This window comes from Streptomyces sp. NPDC111507, assembly GCF_055638955.1.
Genome location: NZ_JBVKBU010000024.1, coordinates 48,474 through 67,044, shown reverse-complemented (window position 1 = coordinate 67,044; position 18,571 = coordinate 48,474). Strand labels below are relative to the sequence as shown.

Annotated in this window: 16 protein-coding genes and 1 pseudogene; 8 read left to right on the top strand and 9 right to left on the bottom strand. The window is 69.4% G+C overall.

Features of this window, described 5'->3' with window-relative positions; translation table 11 throughout:
* Window positions 1-11: 11 nt before the first annotated feature.
* Together ACZ7M2_RS47940 and ACZ7M2_RS47935 are read right to left on the bottom strand one after the other, a co-directional pair.
* Window positions 12-887 (bottom strand): NmrA family NAD(P)-binding protein, encoded by an 876-nt coding sequence (locus tag ACZ7M2_RS47940; protein ID WP_471600641.1) that lies wholly within the window; start codon window positions 885-887, stop codon window positions 12-14.
* A 173-nt stretch (window positions 888-1,060) separates the two neighbouring features.
* The gene (locus ACZ7M2_RS47935) at window positions 1,061-2,482 is read right to left on the bottom strand and encodes an MFS transporter (RefSeq protein WP_471600640.1); all 1,422 of its coding nucleotides are present in this window, start codon (window positions 2,480-2,482) and stop codon (window positions 1,061-1,063) included.
* Between the two features lie 109 nt (window positions 2,483-2,591).
* Here ACZ7M2_RS47935 and ACZ7M2_RS47930 point away from each other — a divergent pair, with 109 nt between their 5' ends.
* Window positions 2,592-3,218 (top strand): TetR/AcrR family transcriptional regulator, encoded by a 627-nt coding sequence (locus tag ACZ7M2_RS47930; RefSeq protein WP_471600639.1) that lies wholly within the window; start codon window positions 2,592-2,594, stop codon window positions 3,216-3,218.
* Window positions 3,219-3,247: 29 nt separating this feature from the next.
* Here the strand turns inward: ACZ7M2_RS47930 and ACZ7M2_RS47925 are convergent, their stop codons facing one another.
* Window positions 3,248-3,895, bottom strand: a complete 648-nt coding sequence (locus ACZ7M2_RS47925; protein WP_471600638.1) for a TetR/AcrR family transcriptional regulator — start codon at window positions 3,893-3,895, stop codon at window positions 3,248-3,250.
* A 129-nt stretch (window positions 3,896-4,024) separates the two neighbouring features.
* Here ACZ7M2_RS47925 and ACZ7M2_RS47920 point away from each other — a divergent pair.
* Both ACZ7M2_RS47920 and ACZ7M2_RS47915 read left to right on the top strand, forming a co-directional pair.
* Window positions 4,025-5,129 (top strand): annotated as a pseudogene (locus tag ACZ7M2_RS47920) (aldehyde dehydrogenase family protein).
* Window positions 5,129-5,677, top strand: coding sequence for a hypothetical protein (locus tag ACZ7M2_RS47915; RefSeq protein ID WP_471600637.1), 549 nt, complete (start codon window positions 5,129-5,131; stop codon window positions 5,675-5,677). Before ACZ7M2_RS47920 ends, ACZ7M2_RS47915 begins: the two are co-directional and overlap by 1 nt.
* Window positions 5,678-5,688: 11 nt before the next feature.
* Here the strand turns inward: ACZ7M2_RS47915 and ACZ7M2_RS47910 are convergent, their stop codons facing one another.
* Entirely contained in the window at window positions 5,689-6,282 is a 594-nt protein-coding gene (locus ACZ7M2_RS47910) for a carbonic anhydrase (RefSeq protein ID WP_471600636.1), read from the bottom strand.
* 74 nt (window positions 6,283-6,356) lie between these two features.
* Entirely contained in the window at window positions 6,357-7,025 is a 669-nt protein-coding gene (locus tag ACZ7M2_RS47905; RefSeq protein ID WP_471600635.1) for an HD domain-containing protein, read from the bottom strand.
* A 73-nt stretch (window positions 7,026-7,098) separates the two neighbouring features.
* Between ACZ7M2_RS47905 and ACZ7M2_RS47900 the strand changes: the two genes are divergently transcribed.
* The 4 genes from ACZ7M2_RS47900 (at window position 7,099) to ACZ7M2_RS47885 (ending at window position 11,952) form a co-directional block, all read left to right on the top strand.
* A complete protein-coding gene (locus tag ACZ7M2_RS47900) occupies window positions 7,099-8,055 on the top strand; it encodes a GlxA family transcriptional regulator (RefSeq protein ID WP_471600634.1) in 957 nt (318 codons plus the stop codon).
* Between the two features lie 139 nt (window positions 8,056-8,194).
* On the top strand, window positions 8,195-9,628 hold the full coding sequence (locus ACZ7M2_RS47895) for an MFS transporter (RefSeq protein ID WP_471600633.1): 1,434 nt from the start codon (window positions 8,195-8,197) through the stop codon (window positions 9,626-9,628).
* Window positions 9,625-11,190: an MFS transporter gene (locus tag ACZ7M2_RS47890; protein WP_471600632.1), complete on the top strand. Its 1,566-nt coding sequence runs from the start codon at window positions 9,625-9,627 to the stop codon at window positions 11,188-11,190. The genes ACZ7M2_RS47895 and ACZ7M2_RS47890 overlap by 4 nt, the downstream gene beginning before the upstream one ends.
* Window positions 11,191-11,466: 276 nt before the next feature.
* Window positions 11,467-11,952 carry a DUF2269 family protein gene (locus ACZ7M2_RS47885; protein ID WP_471600631.1) on the top strand — a complete coding sequence of 162 codons (486 nt, stop codon included), beginning with the start codon at window positions 11,467-11,469 and terminating at the stop codon, window positions 11,950-11,952.
* 328 nt (window positions 11,953-12,280) lie between these two features.
* Here the strand turns inward: ACZ7M2_RS47885 and ACZ7M2_RS47880 are convergent, their stop codons facing one another.
* Complete coding sequence (locus ACZ7M2_RS47880; RefSeq protein ID WP_471600630.1) at window positions 12,281-12,532, bottom strand: transposase; 252 nt, start codon at window positions 12,530-12,532, stop codon at window positions 12,281-12,283.
* A gap of 270 nt (window positions 12,533-12,802) precedes the next feature.
* Here ACZ7M2_RS47880 and ACZ7M2_RS47875 point away from each other — a divergent pair, with 270 nt between their 5' ends.
* Window positions 12,803-13,591, top strand: a complete 789-nt coding sequence (locus ACZ7M2_RS47875) for a class I SAM-dependent methyltransferase (protein WP_471600629.1) — start codon at window positions 12,803-12,805, stop codon at window positions 13,589-13,591.
* 176 nt (window positions 13,592-13,767) lie between these two features.
* Here the strand turns inward: ACZ7M2_RS47875 and ACZ7M2_RS47870 are convergent, their stop codons facing one another.
* From ACZ7M2_RS47870 to ACZ7M2_RS47860, 3 genes are all read right to left on the bottom strand, one after another.
* Window positions 13,768-14,790 carry a CehA/McbA family metallohydrolase gene (locus ACZ7M2_RS47870; protein WP_471600628.1) on the bottom strand — a complete coding sequence of 341 codons (1,023 nt, stop codon included), beginning with the start codon at window positions 14,788-14,790 and terminating at the stop codon, window positions 13,768-13,770.
* Between the two features lie 218 nt (window positions 14,791-15,008).
* Entirely contained in the window at window positions 15,009-16,526 is a 1,518-nt protein-coding gene (locus ACZ7M2_RS47865) for a hypothetical protein (protein ID WP_471600627.1), read from the bottom strand.
* A 156-nt stretch (window positions 16,527-16,682) separates the two neighbouring features.
* Window positions 16,683-18,428, bottom strand: coding sequence for a hypothetical protein (locus tag ACZ7M2_RS47860; RefSeq protein ID WP_471600626.1), 1,746 nt, complete (start codon window positions 18,426-18,428; stop codon window positions 16,683-16,685).
* Between the last annotated feature and the right edge of the window lie 143 nt (window positions 18,429-18,571).

Below are 18,571 nucleotides of genomic sequence, written 5' to 3'. Positions count from 1 at the left end.
TTCTCCCGTGATCAGGCGGTGGGGAGGTCGAAGGCCGCGCGGTTCTGTGCGATGAAGCCCTCGACGTCGAGGGGGTCGTTCCCGCCGATCGTCCTGACCAGGTCGTTGGTACCGGCGAAGACACCGTTGCGGTAGTCGACGGCTACGGCGAGCAGGTGCTGGACGAGGTGGTCCGGTGCGCCGCGGCCGTGCAGGATGGCGGCGAACTCGTCGAGTTCGATGGGCACGTAGGTGACCTCGCGGCCCAGCGTCTTCGACATCTTCTCGGCGATCTCGTAGTGGTTGAGCTCCTCCGCTCCGTACAGCGGGTAGATCTGACCGGCGTGCGGGGCGGGGTCTTCCAGGATGGCTGCGATCACCTTGGCCTGGTCGCTCTCCGCGATGGGGGCGTGGCGTCCGTCGGCGAACGGCAGGCGCAGTTCGCCGGTTCCGTCGGCCCAGGTGTCGATCAGCCACTGGGCGAAGAAGGTCGGGCGGATGTGGGTGACGGCGACCGGGGAATGGTCCAGGACCCGTTCGGCGACCCAGTGCTGACGGGCCGCGTTGCTGGCGGTGTGGCGGCGGGCGGACACCTGCGACATGTTCACGATCGCCTGGACCCCGTTCTCCTCCGCCGCCTGGGCCACGTTCGCGGTGGCGTCCATCAGGCCGGGGGCGATCGGATAGGCGAAGTACAGGGCGTCGATCCCCTCGGTGGCCTGGGCCAGGGAGTCGAGGTCGAGAACGTCGCCTTCCGCGACCTCCGCCCCGAGGGCGGCGAGCCGCTCGGCGCGGCCGTCGAGGCGGCGGACGAGTGTCCGGACGTGGTGGCCGCGCCGGATCAGGAGTTCGGTGGTGTGCCCGCCGGTCTTGCCGGTGGCCCCGATCACGAGCAGGTTGCGTTCCATGGTGTTGATCTCCGTTTCTTTGGAAAGAGCTGGTTCTTGAGTGGGAGCTGGCGGGAACTCCAGCGTCAGTCCATTGAGCGGGTGTCGCACGAGATGGGTGAGGGGCGGTGCGATGCCCGTCCGGCAGGACGCCGTGGTTGCGGGCCTGGCCCGAGGGGCCCATGGCCCGGTGGTCAGGGTGTGCGGCGGGGCCGGAGGGCGAGCAGCGCGGTGGCCGCGGCGATTCCGGCTCCGGCCTGAACGGACCAGGCGTGGTCGAACCCGGTGGTCGTGGCCTGGGGGGTGAGGGCGACGAGCAGGGCCACGCCCACGGCGCTGCCGATCTGCCGGCTCATGTTGAGTACGGCGCTGCCGGTGGTGGCGCGTTCGGGTGCGAGGGTGCCGGCCGCGGCGAACAGCGGCGCCCAGGCGAGCCCGCCGGCCAGGCCGACCAGGATCAGGCCCGGGAACATGGCGCCCCAGTAGGCGGGGGTGGTGTGCACGGTTGTGAGCCAGTAGCCGGCGGCGAGTGCCATGGCCAGGGCGCCGGTCAGGGCGGGGGCGGTGCGTCCGAAGCGGCTCTGGATGGGTCCGGCGTTCATCGCGAAGGCGATCGAGGCCAGGGGGGCCGGGGCGATGGAGACGCCTGCGCGCAGCGGGCTGAAGTGCCAGACCTCCTGCATGAACAGCGCGGTGCTGAGCAGGACGATGGCGAAGCCGGCGGAGAACAGGAACAGGGCCACGGTGGCGGCGGTGAACGGCCTGCCGGTGAAGAGCTGCTTCTCGATCACCGGTGCCTTGGCGCGTAGGGTGCGTTCGATGGTCGAGGCGGCGGCCAGGGCGGCTGCGGCGAACAGGGCCACGGTGCGGATGTCCGTCCAGCCCCACCCCGGTCCCTGGACGGTGGCGAGCACCAGCAGGCTCACGGCCAGCAGCAGCGCGAGGGTGGAAGCCAGGTCCGGCACGGCGGCGCCCTTGGGCTGGCGCACCTCGGGCAGGAGCAGCGCGCCGGCGAGGAGGGTGGCGATGCCGACGGGGACGTTGATCAGGAAGATCCACCGCCAGTCGAGGGTGACGAGCAGACCGCCGACGGGCGGGCCCGCCGACGCCGCGATCGCGCCCACGCCCGCCCACAGGCCGACCACCAGGGTGTGCTGGCGCTTGGGGAAGCTCGGGTAGAGCAGGCCGAGCGAGGTCGGCACGATCATCGCCGAGCCGACGGCCTGGACAGCCCGGGCAGCGATCAGGACGCCGAGACTCGGTGCTGAGGCCGCGACGGCGGAGGTGAGGGTGAAGAGCGCCACTCCGGACAGCAGCATCTTCTTGCGGCCCCACTGGTCCGCGATCCGGCCCGCGGGCACGAGCACGGCGGCGAAGACGATCGCGTAGGCCGACAGCACCCACGACACGCCCGCGACGCTCGTGCCGGGGAAGGACTGCCCGATTCCGTCGAGGGCGACGTTGACGACGAAGAAGTCGAGCTGCGCCATGAAGGCGACGGCCCCCAGCACCGCCATGATGCTCCAGCGGCGCGGGTGACCCGCCTCGGCGACGAGCGGCGCGCGGCCGGTGCGCGGTGTCGTCACGGCCGCCTGCGCCGAAGTCGGTGTGGACATCCTGTCCGCCTCCCAAAGGAATGGGCTTGGCAGCCCTTTTTTGATTCACCTCCAGGGAACACCTCACAAAATGGGCTGTCAAGCCCTTTTTTGCGTTACGATGGGGACTATGACCAGCACCAGTGAAGCGCTGGGCCAGAAACTGACCGCCAAGGGCCTGGCCACACGCGAACGCATCGTCCGGGCGGCTGCCGAGCTGATCTACGAGCACGGCGCGCAGAACACCAACAATGAGCAGATCCGCGAGGCGGCCGGGGTCAGCGGTTCACAGCTGACGCGCCACTTTCCCACCAAGGAGTCCCTGGTGCGCGCGGTGTTGGCCTGGCAGGCCGACAGCATCGTCGCCCGCCACCAGGTGCCCGAGCTGGGCGAACTGGACAGCTTCGCCGCCCTGCGACGGTGGGCCGACTCCTACATCGCCTCGCAGGACATGGTGCGCGGCGGGTGCACGTTCGGCTCCCTGGCCGCCGAGGTCGTCAAGGCCGAGCCCTCCCACCGGGATGCGGTGGGCGACGGCTTCGAGCGGTGGCAGGAACTGTTCAGGCGCGGGCTGGGCATGATGCGCGAGCGCGGCGAACTGCGGCCGGAGGCCGACCCGGCCGCACTCGCCCACTTGCTCACCGCCGCGTTCCAGGGCGGAGCACTGCTGGACCAGGCGGCCGGCGACTCCACGCCGCTGCGCGACGCGCTGTACGGGGCCCTGGCGTACGTCGAGTCATTCGCCGCAGAGCGCTGAGCGGACTGCGGACCTTCGGGCAGGGGGGCTCAGGAAACGTCGGAGACGGCTGGGCGGGACGCCTGCCGGGACCGGGACCGCGCCTGTGCCGTCAGCGGGAGCCCTCCGAATGCCTGATCGGCGACGCGCTCCAGCGCGACCACGTCGAATCCGGCCCTGGCCAGTACTTCCATGCCCCGGTTCACCGCCATGAGCAGGTGACTGATCTCCCGGGTGTCCGCCTCGGGATCGAGGTCGCCATGACGCTGTGCGGCCTGCGCGCACCCGGTCAGCGAACTCTCGATCCTCCCGAGGGCCTGTCTGACGCGTGCACCGGCCTGCGGGTCGTGGTCGGTCCCCTCGACGACGAAGCCGGTCACCATGCAACCGAGCCCGTCGGGGTCGTCGTGCACAATGCGCGCCGACGTCACGAGGTAGGCGTGCAGCCGTTCCAGCGCGGCGTCGTCAGGGCCTTCGAGCACGGCAGCCCACGCGGCCTCGGTCCGGTCGCAGTACGCCTCCAGCGTCCGCAGATACAGCTGGCTCTTGTCGCCGAAGGCGGCGTAGAGACTGCCACGGCCCAGGCCGCCGACCTTGGCGATGTCGTCGACGCTGGTACCGGCGTATCCGGTACGGCGGAACTGTCGCTCGACGGCCTGTACGACCTTGTCCTTGTCGAATCCTGGTGGGCGCCCCATGGCGCTCAGCGTACAGGGCCGCATGACCATTCTTGACATTCCGTTCCAGTAGTTCCTACGGTTCCTGACAGGGCGGTCCAGAATCCTGGCGGCCGTTGCTCACGGCATCCCGCGAGTCCCGCAGAACGGATGAGACGCATGTCCTCGCACGGCGGAATCAACAACCTCGTTACCGGTGACGACAACCCCGTTGCCGCGCACAGTGGCCGGACGGCGGCCGACGTGGTCACCTCTGACCTGGTGTTTCGGCTCACGCGAGGGGTGGAGGGCAGCGGCCGTACCGTGAGTTGCACCCCCATGACGGGTGAGATCATCGTGGAGCTGCCCGAGGCGACGCCGCACGATGTGGAGGTGGCGTTCGGCAGGGCCCGCGAGGCCCAGCGCGCGTGGGCCTCGCTGTCGGTGCGCAGGCGTGCGGCGGTGCTGCTCAAATTTCACGACATCCTCTTGGACAAGCAGGCCGAGGCGATGGACCTGCGCGGACATCGACAAGGCGGCCGAGGGTGCGGTGCGCACGAGCTTCTCCTCGGCCGGCCAGTTGTGTCTGTCGACCGAGCGGATCTTCGTCCACTCGTCGGTCGCGCCCGCGTTCCTGGAGCGATTCGTCCAACGCACCAAAGCGCTCATCCTCGGCACATCGCTGGACTACGGGGTCGGCATGGGTTCGCTGGCGGGCCGGCGCCAGCTGGAGACGGTGTCCCGGCATGTCGACCAGGCCGTCGCCGAGGGGGCCACCGTCCTCACCGGCGGCAAGCAGCGTCCTGACATCGGCCCCTTCTTCTACGAGCCCACCGTCCTGGACGGCGTGGAGCCCACGATGGCCGTCCATGCCGAGGAGACGTTCGGGCCGGTCGTGTCGGTGTACCGCTTCACCGATGAGGACGAGGCGATCGAGCAGGTGAACGCCACGCCGTACGGCCTCAACTCCAGTGTGTGGACGAAGGACACACGGCGGGGCGAACGCATCGCGACCCGCCTGCAGAGCGGCACCGTGAACATCAACGAGGGCTACACGGCCGCCCATGGCAGCGTCCGGTCCCCGATGGGCGGCATGAAGGACTCCGGGCTCGGTCGCCGGCACGGCCTCGAAGGCATCCTCAACTACACGGAGCCACAGACCGTCGCCACGCAGCGGATCCTTCCGCTGGCTCCGGCGATGGGCATGGACGATCAGCAGTACGCGGCTTTCATCAGCCTGAGCCTGCGGGTCATGAAGGCGCTGAGGCTCCGCTGATGACCGCACCGAACGGCGCGGAGCCGCCCGCACGCCCTCGCCGGCACGCCTGGCTGCTCGCCACCCTCACCGAACTGATCGGGGAGTGCGCACAAGCGGCGGGTGAGGTGTACCGGCCGGTCGCCGAGGCCCGGCCGGAACGGCCCGACGTTGCTGTGAACCTCGGGCCGCTTGTCGGCCTCTGCCGGTCCGCCGGTACCCGGGTGGAGGCGGCACATGCCCGGGACGCCGCGCGATGCGCCTCGACCGAGAAGGAAGCGGACCCGGCCCAGACGGACGTCGGCGCCGACTTCCTCGCCGACCTGGCGGACTCCCCGGCACAGGCCGTCAGACGGGCCCAGGAGCTGGCGAGCACAGGTGAGTTCACCGTGGACCAGATCCTTGATGAGGCAGCCGATTCGGCCGTGCTCTGCGGACTGCTCGCGCTCCACGAAGTGCAGCGGCAGTCCGCCCCGGGCGCAGCGGCGGCGAAGTGCCTGGCCGCCACCGGGCACTTCGCCTTGGCCGTCTCCGTCATATCGCTCGACGTACCCGCTGCCATGCCCTGAGCGTCCGATTGCTACGCGGCCTCGGCGGGAACGTCGCGGACGAGTTCGGTCAGCTCGCCGGAATCGATGTCGTAGAAAAGGCCGTAGATCTCCACGTGCTTCGGGGTGCCCGGGCTGTTGCGGATCAGGCTCACGTCGTAGTTGAGCGACTTCTCGAAGTCGGTGATGGCGATGCCGTCCCAGTCGTACAACGACGAGATGTCGGAGTGCTGCTCTTCTTTCCACGCGGAGGTGATTCCCTCCGCGGTGAAGGAGGTGGCACCGCAGAAGGAGTGGTGGACGACGACAACGCGCTCGACTCCGAAGAGGTGTTGGGAGACCGTGATCGAGCGTAGGGCGTCCGCCGCGCGACCGCCCCCGACGATCAGAGGGAACACCGTAGCCGTGGAACCGATCTTCCTGCCGGTCTCACTGAGGAGAAGTTCACCGGGGTAGACCTCGTCGCCGAAGTGATCGGCCACCGCCTGTGCGGCCCCGGCCGCCCGGGGGTCGAAGCAGTACATGACGATCGTCCTGACGGGAATCGAACCGGTGACTATCTCCCGAGCTACGGCTTCGTCGAAACCCGGCTGCGCTCGGAACGTGAACTCCGCAAAATCAGACACTGCTTGACTCCGCTTCTCATTCTCATGGTTGGCTCCCCGGCTTTCCCGGGAAGCCGGGAACGTTTCAAGTACGGCTACTCGCCCCACGGCCCGCCGACCACGCCTCGTTCCATGGTGGTGACGCCGTCGGCCGCGCGTTCCTGCGCAAGGTGGAAGGCGAGCGCGTAGGGAGGCGCTGCCGTCTCGGAGCGGGCGCCGTGGGCGAGGACTTGCTCGGCCAGGTGGTGGGCCATCCGCAGCCGCGGATACGCGGCATGGATCTGCTTCTGCTCCTCGGCCACGAGGTCGGCGTTCTTGCCGAAGTCGACCCAGATGCCCTCGTAGGTCAGGTAGGTCAGCAGCCCCAGGCGTTCGGGGATCTGCGGAGTGGTGTGCAGGGCGATGGCCTCCCAGACCTTGTCGACGTCCCCGGCCGGGGCGCCGAGACCGGTCAGCAGGGCGGCGGCGAGATCGGCGCTCTCGATCTCGAACCGGAGCAGGCCCGGTGCGTCCGGCCCGGTGCCCAGGTCATGCAGCACGTTGGCGGCGAAGAGGAGTTCTTCGTCGTAGTCCGTGTCGTTCAGAACCCCCTTGTGGGCGGCGAACAGGCGGGACCAGTAGAAGCCGCGGATGCAGTGGTTCAGCACGGACGGATGCACGGCGGCTCGGGCGGCGGCGAAGCTCGCCTGGACCAGCGGTCCGGAAGGAACAGCGAGTACGCCGTCGTGCAGCCTGTTCGAGAGGGTGGGGGGAGTGTCGGTCATGGTGTGACGCTACGAAAGCGGATGTCGCACGAAAAGTGGCACTGATGCCAACCATCGCTACTGTCGTGCCACTATGACGAACAGACACCATGTCGCCGTGCTCGTACTGCCCGGTGTGCTCGCGCTCGAATTCGGCGCCGCGACGCAGATCTTCTCGACGGACCCGCATTACGAGCTGACCGTGTGCGCCGAGGACGGGCCCGGAACCGTGCCCGTGTCCGGCTTCGCGATCACGGTCGCGGCCGGCCTCGAAGCACTGGAGGACGCCGACACCGTGATCGTCCCGGGCTACGACGACATCGACATGCCCCATCCGCCGGAGCTCCTGGCAGCACTGCGGGCGGCTCACGCCCGGGGCGCCCGGCTCGTCTCCATCTGTACCGGAGTCTTCGCCCTCGCTGCGGCCGGACTGCTCGACGGTCGCCCCGCCACCACACACTGGCGGCACGCCGAGCAACTGCGCCGGTGCTACCCGCGCGTCGACGTCCTGCCGAACCAGCTCTACGTCGACGACGGCGACATCCTCACGTCCGCCGGCGTGACGGCGGGGATCGATCTGTGCCTGCATCTGATCCGTACCGACCTGGGCGCGGCGGCGGCGAACACCCGCGCGCGCGACCTCGTCGCGCCACCACGGCGACGGGGAGGCCAGGCCCAGTTCATCGAACAGTTCCGCCCCGAAGCCAGCGGGGACGAGCTCGCCCCGCTGAGGGAGTGGATGCTCGACAACCTCGCGGACCCCCTGACTGTCGACGACCTGGCGGAGTACGCCCACATGTCCCGGCGGACCTTGATCCGCCGCTTCCGCGAGGAGACCGGCACCACGCCGATGGCCTGGCTGACCGACGCGCGTATCGACCGGGCGCGGGAACTGTTGGAGGCGAGCGCCGTGCCCGTCGAGCAGGTCGGCCGTCTCTCCGGCTTCGGCGCTCCGGCGTCTCTGCGGGCCGCCTTCCACCGGCACCTCGGAACGTCTCCCCAGGAGTACCGGGCGGTCTTCCGTCACAAGGCGGAGGTGGCGCACGCCTGACAGCACGCCCGGGTGCGGGCCGTTCGAGCATTCTTGACATGTCGTTCCAGAAGTTCGTAGGGTTCTTGGCGAGTCAGTCCAGAACTGTGCCGTCAGTCATTCTCGGCACCCCTCGAAGCCCACGGAACGGACACGACGCATGTCTTCGCAAGATCAGATGGCTCCTCCACTGACGCAGAGAGGAAGTGAAGGCTCCTCGAACGCCCGTCCGGCTCTCATCCTCGCGGTGCTGGCCATGGCGAGTTTCCTCGGCCAGCTCGACGTATGGATCACCAACGTCGGCCTGCCGAACATCGGACAGGGCGTGGGCTCGACTTCTTTGTCGGACCTGAGCTGGGTACTCAACGGCTACGCGATCGTCTTCGCCGCCCTTCTCGTCCCTGCCGGGCGGCTCGCCGACCGCTTCGGACGCAAGAACGGCTTCCTTCTCGGCATGGCCGTCTTCGTGGCGGCGAGCCTCGGCGCGGCACTGTCCGGCGACGTGTGGGTGCTGGTCGTCTTCCGTGCCCTCCAGGCGGTGGGCGCCGCCCTGCTGACCCCCGCCAGCCTCGGCCTGGTCCTGACCAGCGCCCCCGCCGACAAGGTGGAGCGGTACGTCAAGATCTGGTTCACCGCGGGCTCGCTGTCCGGGGTGTGCGGACCGATCTTCGGCGGGCTGCTGGTCCAGGCTTCCTGGCGGTGGCTCTTCCTGGTGAACATTCCCTTCGGACTGCTCGCCATCGCGCTGGCCGCGCGGCTCATCACCAACGCCCGGCACGAACAGGACGCCCGCATCCCCGACCTGCTCGGCGGCGTCCTGCTGATCGTCGTGGTCGGCGCCCTCGCTCTCGGCGTGGTGAAGGCGCCCGACTGGGGCTGGTCGGACACCCGGGTCGTCACGTCCCTGGCCGTGACAGTGGTCGGAGTGGTGGCGTTCCTGTTCCGCTCGGCACGGCACCGGGTGCCCGTGGTCGACCTGTCGCTCTTCCGCGACCGGATCTTCGCCTCGGCGAACCTGGCCGGCATGCTGCAAGTGGCATCGTTCGGCAGCCTCCTGCTGTCGTCGATCCTCTGGATGCAGAACCACTGGCACTACTCCGCCATCAAGACCGGATGCGCCAGCCTTCCCGGCCCGATCGGCTTCGCGGTGGCCGCCACCATCAGCGAGACCCTCCAGCGCCGGTTCCGGATCCCGGCCGGTGTCGTCGCGGCGGTCGGCAGCGCGATCGCCTCCGTCGGCATCCTGCTCTTCGTCTTCCTGCTGCACGACGACCCGAACTACCTGTCCGGAGTCCTCCCGTGCTGGCTGCTCTTCGGGTTCGGCGCCGGCCTGGCGCTCCCGACCGTCGTCTCGTCCGCGACGGTCGGATTGCGCCCGGAGGAGGCCGCCACCGGCAGCGCCATCGTGACCATGTCGACGCAGATCGGCTCGGTCGTCGGCATCAGCATCCTGGTCGCCGTGCTCGGCACCGCCTCCGGTGGCGCCTCCCTGAACACGTACCGGCATGCATGGCTGGCCGCGGCGGCCCTCATGGCTGTCGCGGGCGTGGTGTCCCTGGGCGTGTCTCAGAAGAAGGCGGTGGCGGTCCGATGACGGCGTCCGTTCCCGCTCAGACCTCCCGCGCCGCCGGCCCCGGCAGCGGGCGCTCACCCTGGCTCGGCCTCCTGGTGGTCTGCCTCGGCGTCATGATGGCCTTCGTCGACGTCACCTCCACCATCTCGGCCCTGGGCGACATACAGGCCGACCTGCACGTCACCGCGAGCACCCTGGTGTGGATCACCAGCGCGTACAGCCTCGCCGTCGTGAGCTTCGTGATGTCCGCCGGAACCTTCGGCGACCTCGTGGGGCGGCGGCGAGTGTTCAGCGTCGGTGCCGCCGTCTTCCTGGCCGGCAGCGTGCTCGCCGTCTTCGCCGGCAGCGCCGGCATGCTCATCGCCGCACAGGCGATCGCGGGTCTCGGCGGGGCGGCCGTACTGCCGACCAGCCTAGCGATCGTCAGCGCCACGTTCACCGACCCGCACGAGCGCACCTCCGCGATCGGCATCTGGGCCGCGTGCTCCGGCATCGGCCTCGCCGTCGGCCCGATCCTCGCCGGAGCCCTCCTCGAACACTTCTCCTGGCACTCCGTCTACATCGCCAACATCGTCATCGCCGGCGCGGCCCTCCTTCTGGCCCCGGTCTTCGTGACCGAGTCCAAGCACCCCACCCGCAAGCCCGACCTTGCGGGTCTCGTCCTCGGCACCGTGATGACGGCCTCGGCCACCTACGCGATCATCCAGGGCGGCTCCACGGGATACACCGAGGCACCGATCATCACCATGTACGTGGTCTTCGCTCTGTCCCTGTTCCTGTTCGTACGCGTGGAACTCCGCAACCCCGACCCCATGCTGGACCTGAGGCTCTTCCGGAGCGCCTCCTTCTCGGCCGTGATGGGCGTGGCCGCCATCAGCGTCTTCGGACTGGTCGGTGTCGCCCTGCTCAGCGTCCTCTACATGGAACGCGTGGGACAGACCAGCCCTCTCGACGTCGGGGTGCGCCTGCTGCCGCTGTTCGGAACGTTCCTCCTGGTCACCGTGGTGGCCGCCCGGGTGCTGGTACGCCGGGTCGGCCTGACCTCCCTGATCACCGCGGGATTGGTCCTGATCGGCGCCGGGTCCCTCGCACTGCTCGCGACCGACGCCTCGGGAGGCTATGGGGCGATGTGGCCGGGACTGCTCATCGCGGGCGTCGGCGCGGGACTGCTGACAGCACCGTCAACGGCTGCCGCGGTCAACAGTGTCCCGCCACAGCAGGAGGGCATGGCGGCGGCAGCGGTCAACATGGCTCGCCAGCTGGGCACGGTGCTCGGCCCCAGCGTGCTCGGAACGATCGTCACCAGCCGCTTCCCCCGCAACCTGCACGACCGTCTCGTCGAGGCGAACATCCCCTCGCCGCAGGCGGACAAGATCGTGGAGGGCGTGTCCCATGGGAGTGGCGGAGCAGACCTCCCCGCTTCCCTGGCCCGCGCGGTGGGAACGACGGTACCCAGGGCGTTCACCGACGCCGTGCACCTGGGAAACCTCATCGGCGGAGTCGTACTGATTGCCATGGCCGTGCCCGCGGCCCTGTTCGTCCGCCAGAAGGTTCACAGTCCCCGGACATCCGCTGATGCGTGAGCCGTAGTACGCCGACGGGACGGTGTGAGGCCCCCGCAGGACTGCTGGCCGTACAACCGCCCCCCAACAGCCGGTGTTGATCGCTGACCAGCTCAAGCATCAACACCGGCACCGCCCACGAACCGAGCACCGGTCAAAATGACGGCCGGATTTCCAGACGCCCGGATCTCCGGACGATGCCGTGATCAGCCGCCGGCCCGTCCAAGCCAGACTGAAACCGCCCGCCTGGCGCCTAGCGTCAGCGTGCGCGCGAAGGCGCGAAAGAGAGACATCAGCATGGCCAAACTCCTGCTCAGCGTCCACGTGTTGGGGGCGATCCTGCTCATCGGACCGGTCACCATCGCAGCGAGCTTGTTCCCGCGCTTCGCGCGCCAGGCACTGGCCGACGGACCCGAGCAGCAGTCGGCCAACGGTGCCGTACGGCTGCTGCACCGGATCTGCCGGGTCTACGCCGTGGCCGGCGTCTCCGTCCCGGCCGTCGGTGTCGGCACCGCCCAGGTGATGGGCGTGATGGGCAGCGCCTGGCTCATCACTTCCATGGCTCTGACAGTGGTGGCTGCCGTCCTGCTGGGCATCGCGGTGCTCGGCACCCAGGACAACGTGATCACCCAACTCGACAGGCCCGACCCCACGCCGAACGCCACGGAGTCGCTGATCGCCCAGCTGCCCCGCCTGTCGATGATCACCGGCCTGTTCGCCCTCGCCTGGCTGATCGTGGTGGTCCTGATGATTGTCCGCCCCGGCTCGACGACAGGCGCATAGCGGCCCAGCCACCGCAGTGAACTCCGTGCTCTGCCGATGCTGTTGGCGTGGCCGTGCTGTGCAACAGCGTGCGGGTGCGCCCAGCGCAAAACGGAACTGATCCCAGAAGGGGCCTTCCACATGGGAGAGCCCCCGACACCGGACTCCATGACCTCGTTTCTCATCAGGGCGGCGACCGGCGCGCGTCCCTACATCTTCGGCCTTTGAGAGATCCAGCGGGCCCTCGCGCGCAATCACGAGATCCGGTCGGAGCGAGGCTGGAGCGGCAGTGCCCCGACGGTGGCTCCGGGTTGGGACAGCGCACCACGCAGTTGCCGGTTCTCCACGGTCAGCTGGTTGACAGCGCGCACGAGGTGGTCGACGTCGGTGCGCAGTCGGAGAGAGCCCCGTGCCCACGGCGGTGTTCCGGCGCCAGCGCCAGGTCGACCAGCGTCCGCACCGGCCCGTCCGTGCACAGCAACGCGTCGCACAACTCGAACAGCGCGTCGCCCCGCGCGGTCAGACACGCGTACAACTCCGTCCGGAAGCGTGACACTTCCGCGAACGCATCCCGAAGGACACCCTGATGCACCAGACTCACGACACGGCCTTCGCGCTGATCCACTCTGTGACGGAGCAAAGGATCAGACGAAGGCCGCCTTCGTGTCCGCTGAACTGCGAAAACGCTGATCAAGTTCGAGTCGCGTTCGACGCCGGACCATAAACGTCAAGATGAGTGCCTGTTCCTGAGGCCGACATGACATGACGGTGGTCGTGACGCTTAAACGAACGGCTCGTTGGATCTTCAGGGCTGTGAGGGCGACCGGGAGGGGCCAGGAACCGAACTGCTGCAGCACACGTCTCCCGCACCATGATCTCAAGCGAGCGCCAAGAGCACGAGATTTCCACCAGGCTGGTCTCGCCGTCCGCGGTGAGTGTGGATCCGTCGAAGGCCAACGACTACGACAGCTTCGCCGAGGCGTACGCGGCCGCAAACGAAACCAAACTGGTCAATGCCTACTACGAGCGGCCCGCGATGCTGGCCCTCGCTGGAGACGTGGCCGGCCGGCGGATCCTCGACGCCGGCTGCGGCTCGGGGTCCCTGTTTGCCGCGCTGCGCGACCGTGGCGCCATTGTGAGTGGCTTCGACGCGAGTGCCGGGATGCTGGAGCTGGCCCGGCAGCGGCTCGGCGACGGTGCGGATCTGCAGGTGACGGACCTGGGCAGCCCGCTTCCTTACCCTGATGACACGTTCGACGATGTGGTCGCGTCCCTGGTGCTGCATTACCTGGAGGACTGGGGGCCGGCGCTGGCCGAGCTGCGACGCATACTCAAGCCCGGCGGTCGGCTGATAGCTTCCGTCGACCATCCCTTTGCCATCAACCTCATACACCGTGAGGCCGGCCGCGAGGCTGAGTGCAACTACTTCGACACCACCAACTGGACCGTAGGGTGGACCATAGGCGGCCATACCGCCCTGGTGAGTCGCTGGAACAGGCCGCTGCACGCGATGGTCGAGGCTTTCACCGGGGCCGGTTTCCGGATCACGGTCATCAGCGAGCCGGAGCCTGATCCCGCCGCCCGCGAGATGTTCCCCGAGGCCATCGCGGCCGAGCCGCGCTTCCTGTGCTTCCTGTTCTTCGTCCTGCAGGCCGACTAGCAGGGCCTGTGTCAGGTCCTTGCGCGTCAAGTCGATTGGTCTGTTGATGCAGTTCAGGGGCTCGTCGCTTCGGGCGGCTCCACCCGAAGCGACGACTGGGCCGCAGGCACCGTACGACCGATCGAACACTCACCAGAGTCCTTCGGTAGATGAACGAAGGCTCAGCCGTCCGCAGTTCAGGCCAAGGTGATCGGGTTACTGAACGCTGCCATGTGCCCGTTCACGTCGCGAACCTCGGTGCGAATGAACGCCGACTCCTCGGCGCCCACGAGCCACTCCACGGTGCCCGACCCTGTGCCCGGCAACGACTCGGCGAACACCTTTCCCTTCTCGGTGTGGAGGCTGACCGTGCCGCCGGGCACACCGCATACGTCAACCCGCACCACAGCCGGCTCATCGCCGGTTTTCAACCGTTCACCGATCCCAGCACTGTGATCACCAGCAGAGACCGTGAATGACAACTCGACGGCATCCGAAGCGGCGATCCAGCTGCGGCCGGCGCGAATACCGGCGAGGACCGCATCAACACTCAGCTCGTCAGCCAGCACGACAGTGTGCGGTCTGCCGATCTGGTCCTCCAGGTGAGCATCACTGTTCCCCACCGCAGGCCGCCAAGGTCCCTGGCAGATGTCCGCAGCCAGACCGCGTCCCCACTCCGCCAAGGCCGCCTCATTGTCCGCCTGCCACGGCACATCCGAACTCCACTGCCCGTTCCACACCTCCACCACGTCGAAGCCCTGATACGGGTACATGAGCGTGCCCGAGGCGTAGGGCGCGTGCGGATGAGCCGCCACGCAGAGCCCACCGGCCCGGTGAACCTCCTCCAGATGCAGATCGACCACGTTGTCCCGCACGCCGTAGCGCCAGTCAACTACCTGACCTGGGCGCACCCCCAACGCGAGCCAGTGCCCAGTCCACGTGGCGACCTCCTGACCCAAGATCACCAGCAAGTCGTCACCGACGTGCTGGCTCCAGGAGCCGTGCGTCTCGGCAGTGTTGTGCTCGGTGGTCGCAAGGAAATCAAGCCCCGCCGCACGAGCCTCTGCCGCAAGCTGCGCCGCCGTCAGCTCGCCGCCGTTCGAGGACACCGAATGCACATGGCAGTCACCTCGGTACCAGCCACGCCCCCGACCGGCTACCCGCACCGGCGGGAACTGAGACACCGGAAGAACCCTCCCCGCTACACCACCCGCATCCATTCCAGAAGCCTAGTTCTCCCAGCGGGCACCATGCCGATGCGTCCACCACCAGCCGCTCTAACGCCGGGACCTGCGAGAAGAGGATGTGACACAGGCACCTACCTTACGGCGTAAAGAAGCTGTCCGCGGGCGGCCCAAGGAGCTGGTCGACTGACCGGCGATGCTGCGGCGGGTCAGGACATGACTCCGTCGCGGGCTCACCCGGGGGCTGCTGTGCCTCATGCCCGGAGGGGGCAGGTGAGCGGGAGGACGCGGTCGGTCAGCTGCCCGGTGAGGTGGGTGTCGGTGAGGTGGGCGTCGGTGAGCCAGTCCGCTGCGGTCAGCTGGTCGACCAGGTGCTTCAATTCGCCGGTATCGACCGGGACCCAGGCGATGAGGGCGTCCAGGGCGATGCCGTGGCCGTCGGGACCGAGGCGGCCGGAGGCGCTGGTCTGGGTGGCCAGCGTCAGGGCGAGCAGCCGGGTGCCGGCGGTGGCCTTGGCCTTGCGGAGCTTCTTGTCTGAGATGACCTTCTGAGCCCATCCGGAGAGTTTGGGCCGCATCTTCTTGCCGAACGTGAAGGGGCCCGTCCCGTCCTCGCGGGGTGCCAGGGAGGGGACGGTGATCGGGGTGGGGTTCTCCGGCCGGGAGTCGAGCAGGTCGCCCGCGGTGCCCGGAAGTTCCAGCCAGCCGCAGCCGGTCAGCTTCTTGACCAGGTCCTCCGGGTCGGTCAGGCCCAGTGCGGTGAGGTCCTGGCCAACGAGGTTGCCGGTGCCGGTGTGCGCGGTGCGCAGGGTCAGCATCAGCACCAGCAGCCGTGCCTGCGGTCCGGGCAGCGGCGCGTGGTCGGTCACGTGCGCGAGGACAGAGCGCGCGTGGTCCCCCTGTGTTGGTGCGGTAAGCAGGCGCGATACGGCCGGTCCGTCGCTATCCTTCATGCCGCCAGTGCGCTGTTGGTGCTGGAGACGGGCGGCGGCAGCGGCCTGCTCGGCGCGCCGGGCCTCCAGCCGCAGGCTCACGATGCCGCTGACGTCAGCCCAGGTGGTGAAGGCCCGAGCCTTGCGTTCCTGAAGGTCGGCGAGCAGCGCCAGGTCGGGCTCGTCGCGCTGCTGGTAGGCGCGGAAAAGGTCACCGAGTTCGATGAGTTCGTTCCGCAAGGCGGCGGGCCGCAGGCCGTGCGGGATGACCCGCTGGGCGATCTTCGCTTGTGGCGGGCGATGCCGCGCAGGTGCCGAGCGGGGAGCCGGGACCGGGCCGGCGGCGACCTGGTGGTCGGACTGCGGCACGTCCGTGCCCGTGGCGACGGGGGCCGGGCGGTCCGCGGCCTTGGGGGCCTGGGAGGTGGCCGCGGTCTTCGCTCCGGGGGTGGCGGCCGCGCACCGGGAGCAGCACTCCATGGCTTGCCACCAGCGGCCTTCCCGGTCGGTGATCACGGCCAGGACGACGGGGCCGCCGCACCGCCAGGGTTCTGCACGCGCGTGGCGGCCGGTGTCGGGCAGGTGGGTGTGGCAGCCCTCAGCCCTGCACGCGCAGTACGCCCCGGCTCTCGGGGCGGGGGCGGCGTGCAGATGGGCCTTGAGATGGGCGATGGCGGCCGCACGGCCGGCGGCCGCGGCGGCATGACGCTGGTCGGTGCAGGCGGGGCGGCTGCAGGAGATGCGTACCGCCGCACTGCCCCGGCCGGCTGCGTCCAGACGCACCGTCCAACGGCGCCCTGGCACCCGTTCGTCCAGCTCGCTCACTGCGGCCTGCGTCATCCCGGCTTTCCTCCCGTCCCGTGTCTTTCGATGCCCGCCGCTCCTTCCCGCCGTGCCGGGCAGGTGCTGGCGGCGAGGCCACCGTATTGGGCATACGGGCGAAGGCAGGTGAACTCGGTCCTTGTTTCGGAGCGTGCGGCTGGTGAAGCGGCCCGGTCAGGACGTGTGTGCCTGGGCAGGCGTGGGGTCCAGGGAGTCGAGGAGCTGGCCGAAGGTGATCTTCTCGTCGTTGTAGTCGAAGGTCATGGCGGCGGCGAGGGCCTCCCACCGTTCGGTGCTGCGCCCGCAGTGGTCCAGCAGGATTTTCAGGGCGACTTCGGGTTCGTGGCGGGCGAGGACCTCGTCGGCGGGGATCTGGCGCAGGTGCTCCAGGGTGCGGTAGCGGGACTTCACGACGGCGCGGTAGACCTCGGAGCGGGAGAGGATTTCACCGGTGGCGGGGGAGTCGAGCCAGGACTGCAGGACGGCCGCGGGGTCGGGGTGCTTGCCGAGTTCGTCGTCGTCCAGCAGCCGCACCACGCCGTTGTCCTCGTCTTCGGGTACCGGGACGGCGGCCGCCGCGGGCAGGAACCAGTCGGGGCCGGTGGCCTTCTCGGCAATCCAGGCCAGTTCGGCGGGGTGCAACCCGTTCAGGACGTCCGCGACGGCGGCGTGCGTGGCGTGCGGGTTAGCGGCGAGGGTGGCCAGGGCCTGGACCCGGCGGTGCTCGGAGTGGCGTTCCAGGAGCCGGGCGGGGCGGTCGTGGTCGGGATCGACGTTGTCGATGACGCGGATCAGGGTCCGGCTCGGCGTGGGGGAGACGACGGCCGGCTGATCCAGCCGGGCGAGCTGGGCACAGGCCCCGGCAAGGTGGTCCGGGTTGGCGCTCAGAAGGGCCAAGTCCTGGGCGAGGCGGAGGACACGACCGTCGAACTCGTGGTCACCCTCCTGCTTGTCGGACCAGCTCAGCAGCTGGCCGCGGGTGACGAGAGCGTCGGCGGCCGCGTGCAGCTGGCCGGCGGCGAGTTCGGCCAGGCGCGGGTTGTTGTGGACGCGGTTTGCGAGGTGGTGCAGGGTCCGGCGGGCGGTCACCTGCGGGTTGGGCAGGTCGGCCAGTTCGGGCAGGCACAAGGCCGGAAGGCAGGCGAGCAGCAGATCCTCGCTGAGAGCGGGAGCCGGGTCGGCGGGGAGTTCCTCGCCATCGGGGTCGGCGGCGCGGAGCCGGGCGTCCTCGAGGGCCTGCGTCTCGGCCTGGTCCAGCAGCAGGTGCTGGACAGCCGCCCCGAGCACGGGGTGCGCGGTGAGCTGGGCCCACCTCTGGGGGCACCGGGCCAGCATCGCCCAGCCGGCGCGGCCGCCCAGGTCCAGCGACCAGTCCTTCGAGAACGCGGACACGGCCTCCCATCCTTCTTCGGGCTCCGGGTGGAGCAGGTACGCGGCGAGTGGGGTGAGGCAGGCTTCCAGGACGGCGTCGAACAGTTCCTGCGGCACGGGTGGCGCCGGCGTGGCGCCCTTGGTGCGGGTGTAGCGGTCGGGGTCCCAGTCCCGGACGACCTGCTCCACTTCGTGGCTGGGGAGGTGGGGCAGGAGCGCGATGGCCGCCTCGACCTGGGCGGGGTGCCGTGCCAGCGCGGAGATCAGCCCGGCCCAGGCCCGGCGGTGCCGCAGGATGGCGGGCACGTCGGCGGCGGTCACGGTGCCGTCGGCCGCCAGGGCGGCCAGCGTCTTCTCGTCGGCGTGCACCAGGAGCTGGCCACGCAGGCGCTTGGCAGAGGTCCGGGCCAGCAGTGCGGGCAGCACGGCCATGAGGGCTTCTTCCCGCCACCGGTCGGCCTGGGCGTCGAAGCCGTGCGGCGTCGTCGCCGGGGCGCACAAGGCCCCGATCACCGTCTTGAGGGCTTCCTTGGGGAGGTCTTCGCTCATCGCGAGATCCCGCCACAGCGGGTACGTACGGGCATTGACCATCCTCGGATCCCCTCCCACACCTGACCTGGCGTCACTGCCTGGTCGCCATCCGTGGAACGACCGTACGGCGCACCTGGGCCCGAGCGGGCGCGATCCATGAA

Bases quoted from the DNA above. Each gene is read 5' to 3' on its own strand.
- ACZ7M2_RS47940 (WP_471600641.1), bottom strand. From the start codon at position 887: ATGGAACGCAACCTGCTCGTGATCGGGGCCACCGGCAAGACCGGCGGG.
- ACZ7M2_RS47935 (WP_471600640.1), bottom strand. From the start codon at position 2,482: ATGTCCACACCGACTTCGGCGCAGGCGGCCGTGACGACACCGCGCACC.
- ACZ7M2_RS47930 (WP_471600639.1), top strand. From the start codon at position 2,592: ATGACCAGCACCAGTGAAGCGCTGGGCCAGAAACTGACCGCCAAGGGC.
- ACZ7M2_RS47925 (WP_471600638.1), bottom strand. From the start codon at position 3,895: ATGGGGCGCCCACCAGGATTCGACAAGGACAAGGTCGTACAGGCCGTC.
- ACZ7M2_RS47915 (WP_471600637.1), top strand. From the start codon at position 5,129: ATGACCGCACCGAACGGCGCGGAGCCGCCCGCACGCCCTCGCCGGCAC.
- ACZ7M2_RS47905 (WP_471600635.1), bottom strand. From the start codon at position 7,025: ATGACCGACACTCCCCCCACCCTCTCGAACAGGCTGCACGACGGCGTA.
- ACZ7M2_RS47900 (WP_471600634.1), top strand. From the start codon at position 7,099: ATGACGAACAGACACCATGTCGCCGTGCTCGTACTGCCCGGTGTGCTC.
- ACZ7M2_RS47895 (WP_471600633.1), top strand. From the start codon at position 8,195: ATGTCTTCGCAAGATCAGATGGCTCCTCCACTGACGCAGAGAGGAAGT.
- ACZ7M2_RS47890 (WP_471600632.1), top strand. From the start codon at position 9,625: ATGACGGCGTCCGTTCCCGCTCAGACCTCCCGCGCCGCCGGCCCCGGC.
- ACZ7M2_RS47885 (WP_471600631.1), top strand. From the start codon at position 11,467: ATGGCCAAACTCCTGCTCAGCGTCCACGTGTTGGGGGCGATCCTGCTC.
- ACZ7M2_RS47875 (WP_471600629.1), top strand. From the start codon at position 12,803: ATGATCTCAAGCGAGCGCCAAGAGCACGAGATTTCCACCAGGCTGGTC.
- ACZ7M2_RS47870 (WP_471600628.1), bottom strand. From the start codon at position 14,790: ATGGATGCGGGTGGTGTAGCGGGGAGGGTTCTTCCGGTGTCTCAGTTC.
- ACZ7M2_RS47865 (WP_471600627.1), bottom strand. From the start codon at position 16,526: ATGACGCAGGCCGCAGTGAGCGAGCTGGACGAACGGGTGCCAGGGCGC.
- ACZ7M2_RS47860 (WP_471600626.1), bottom strand. From the start codon at position 18,428: ATGAGCGAAGACCTCCCCAAGGAAGCCCTCAAGACGGTGATCGGGGCC.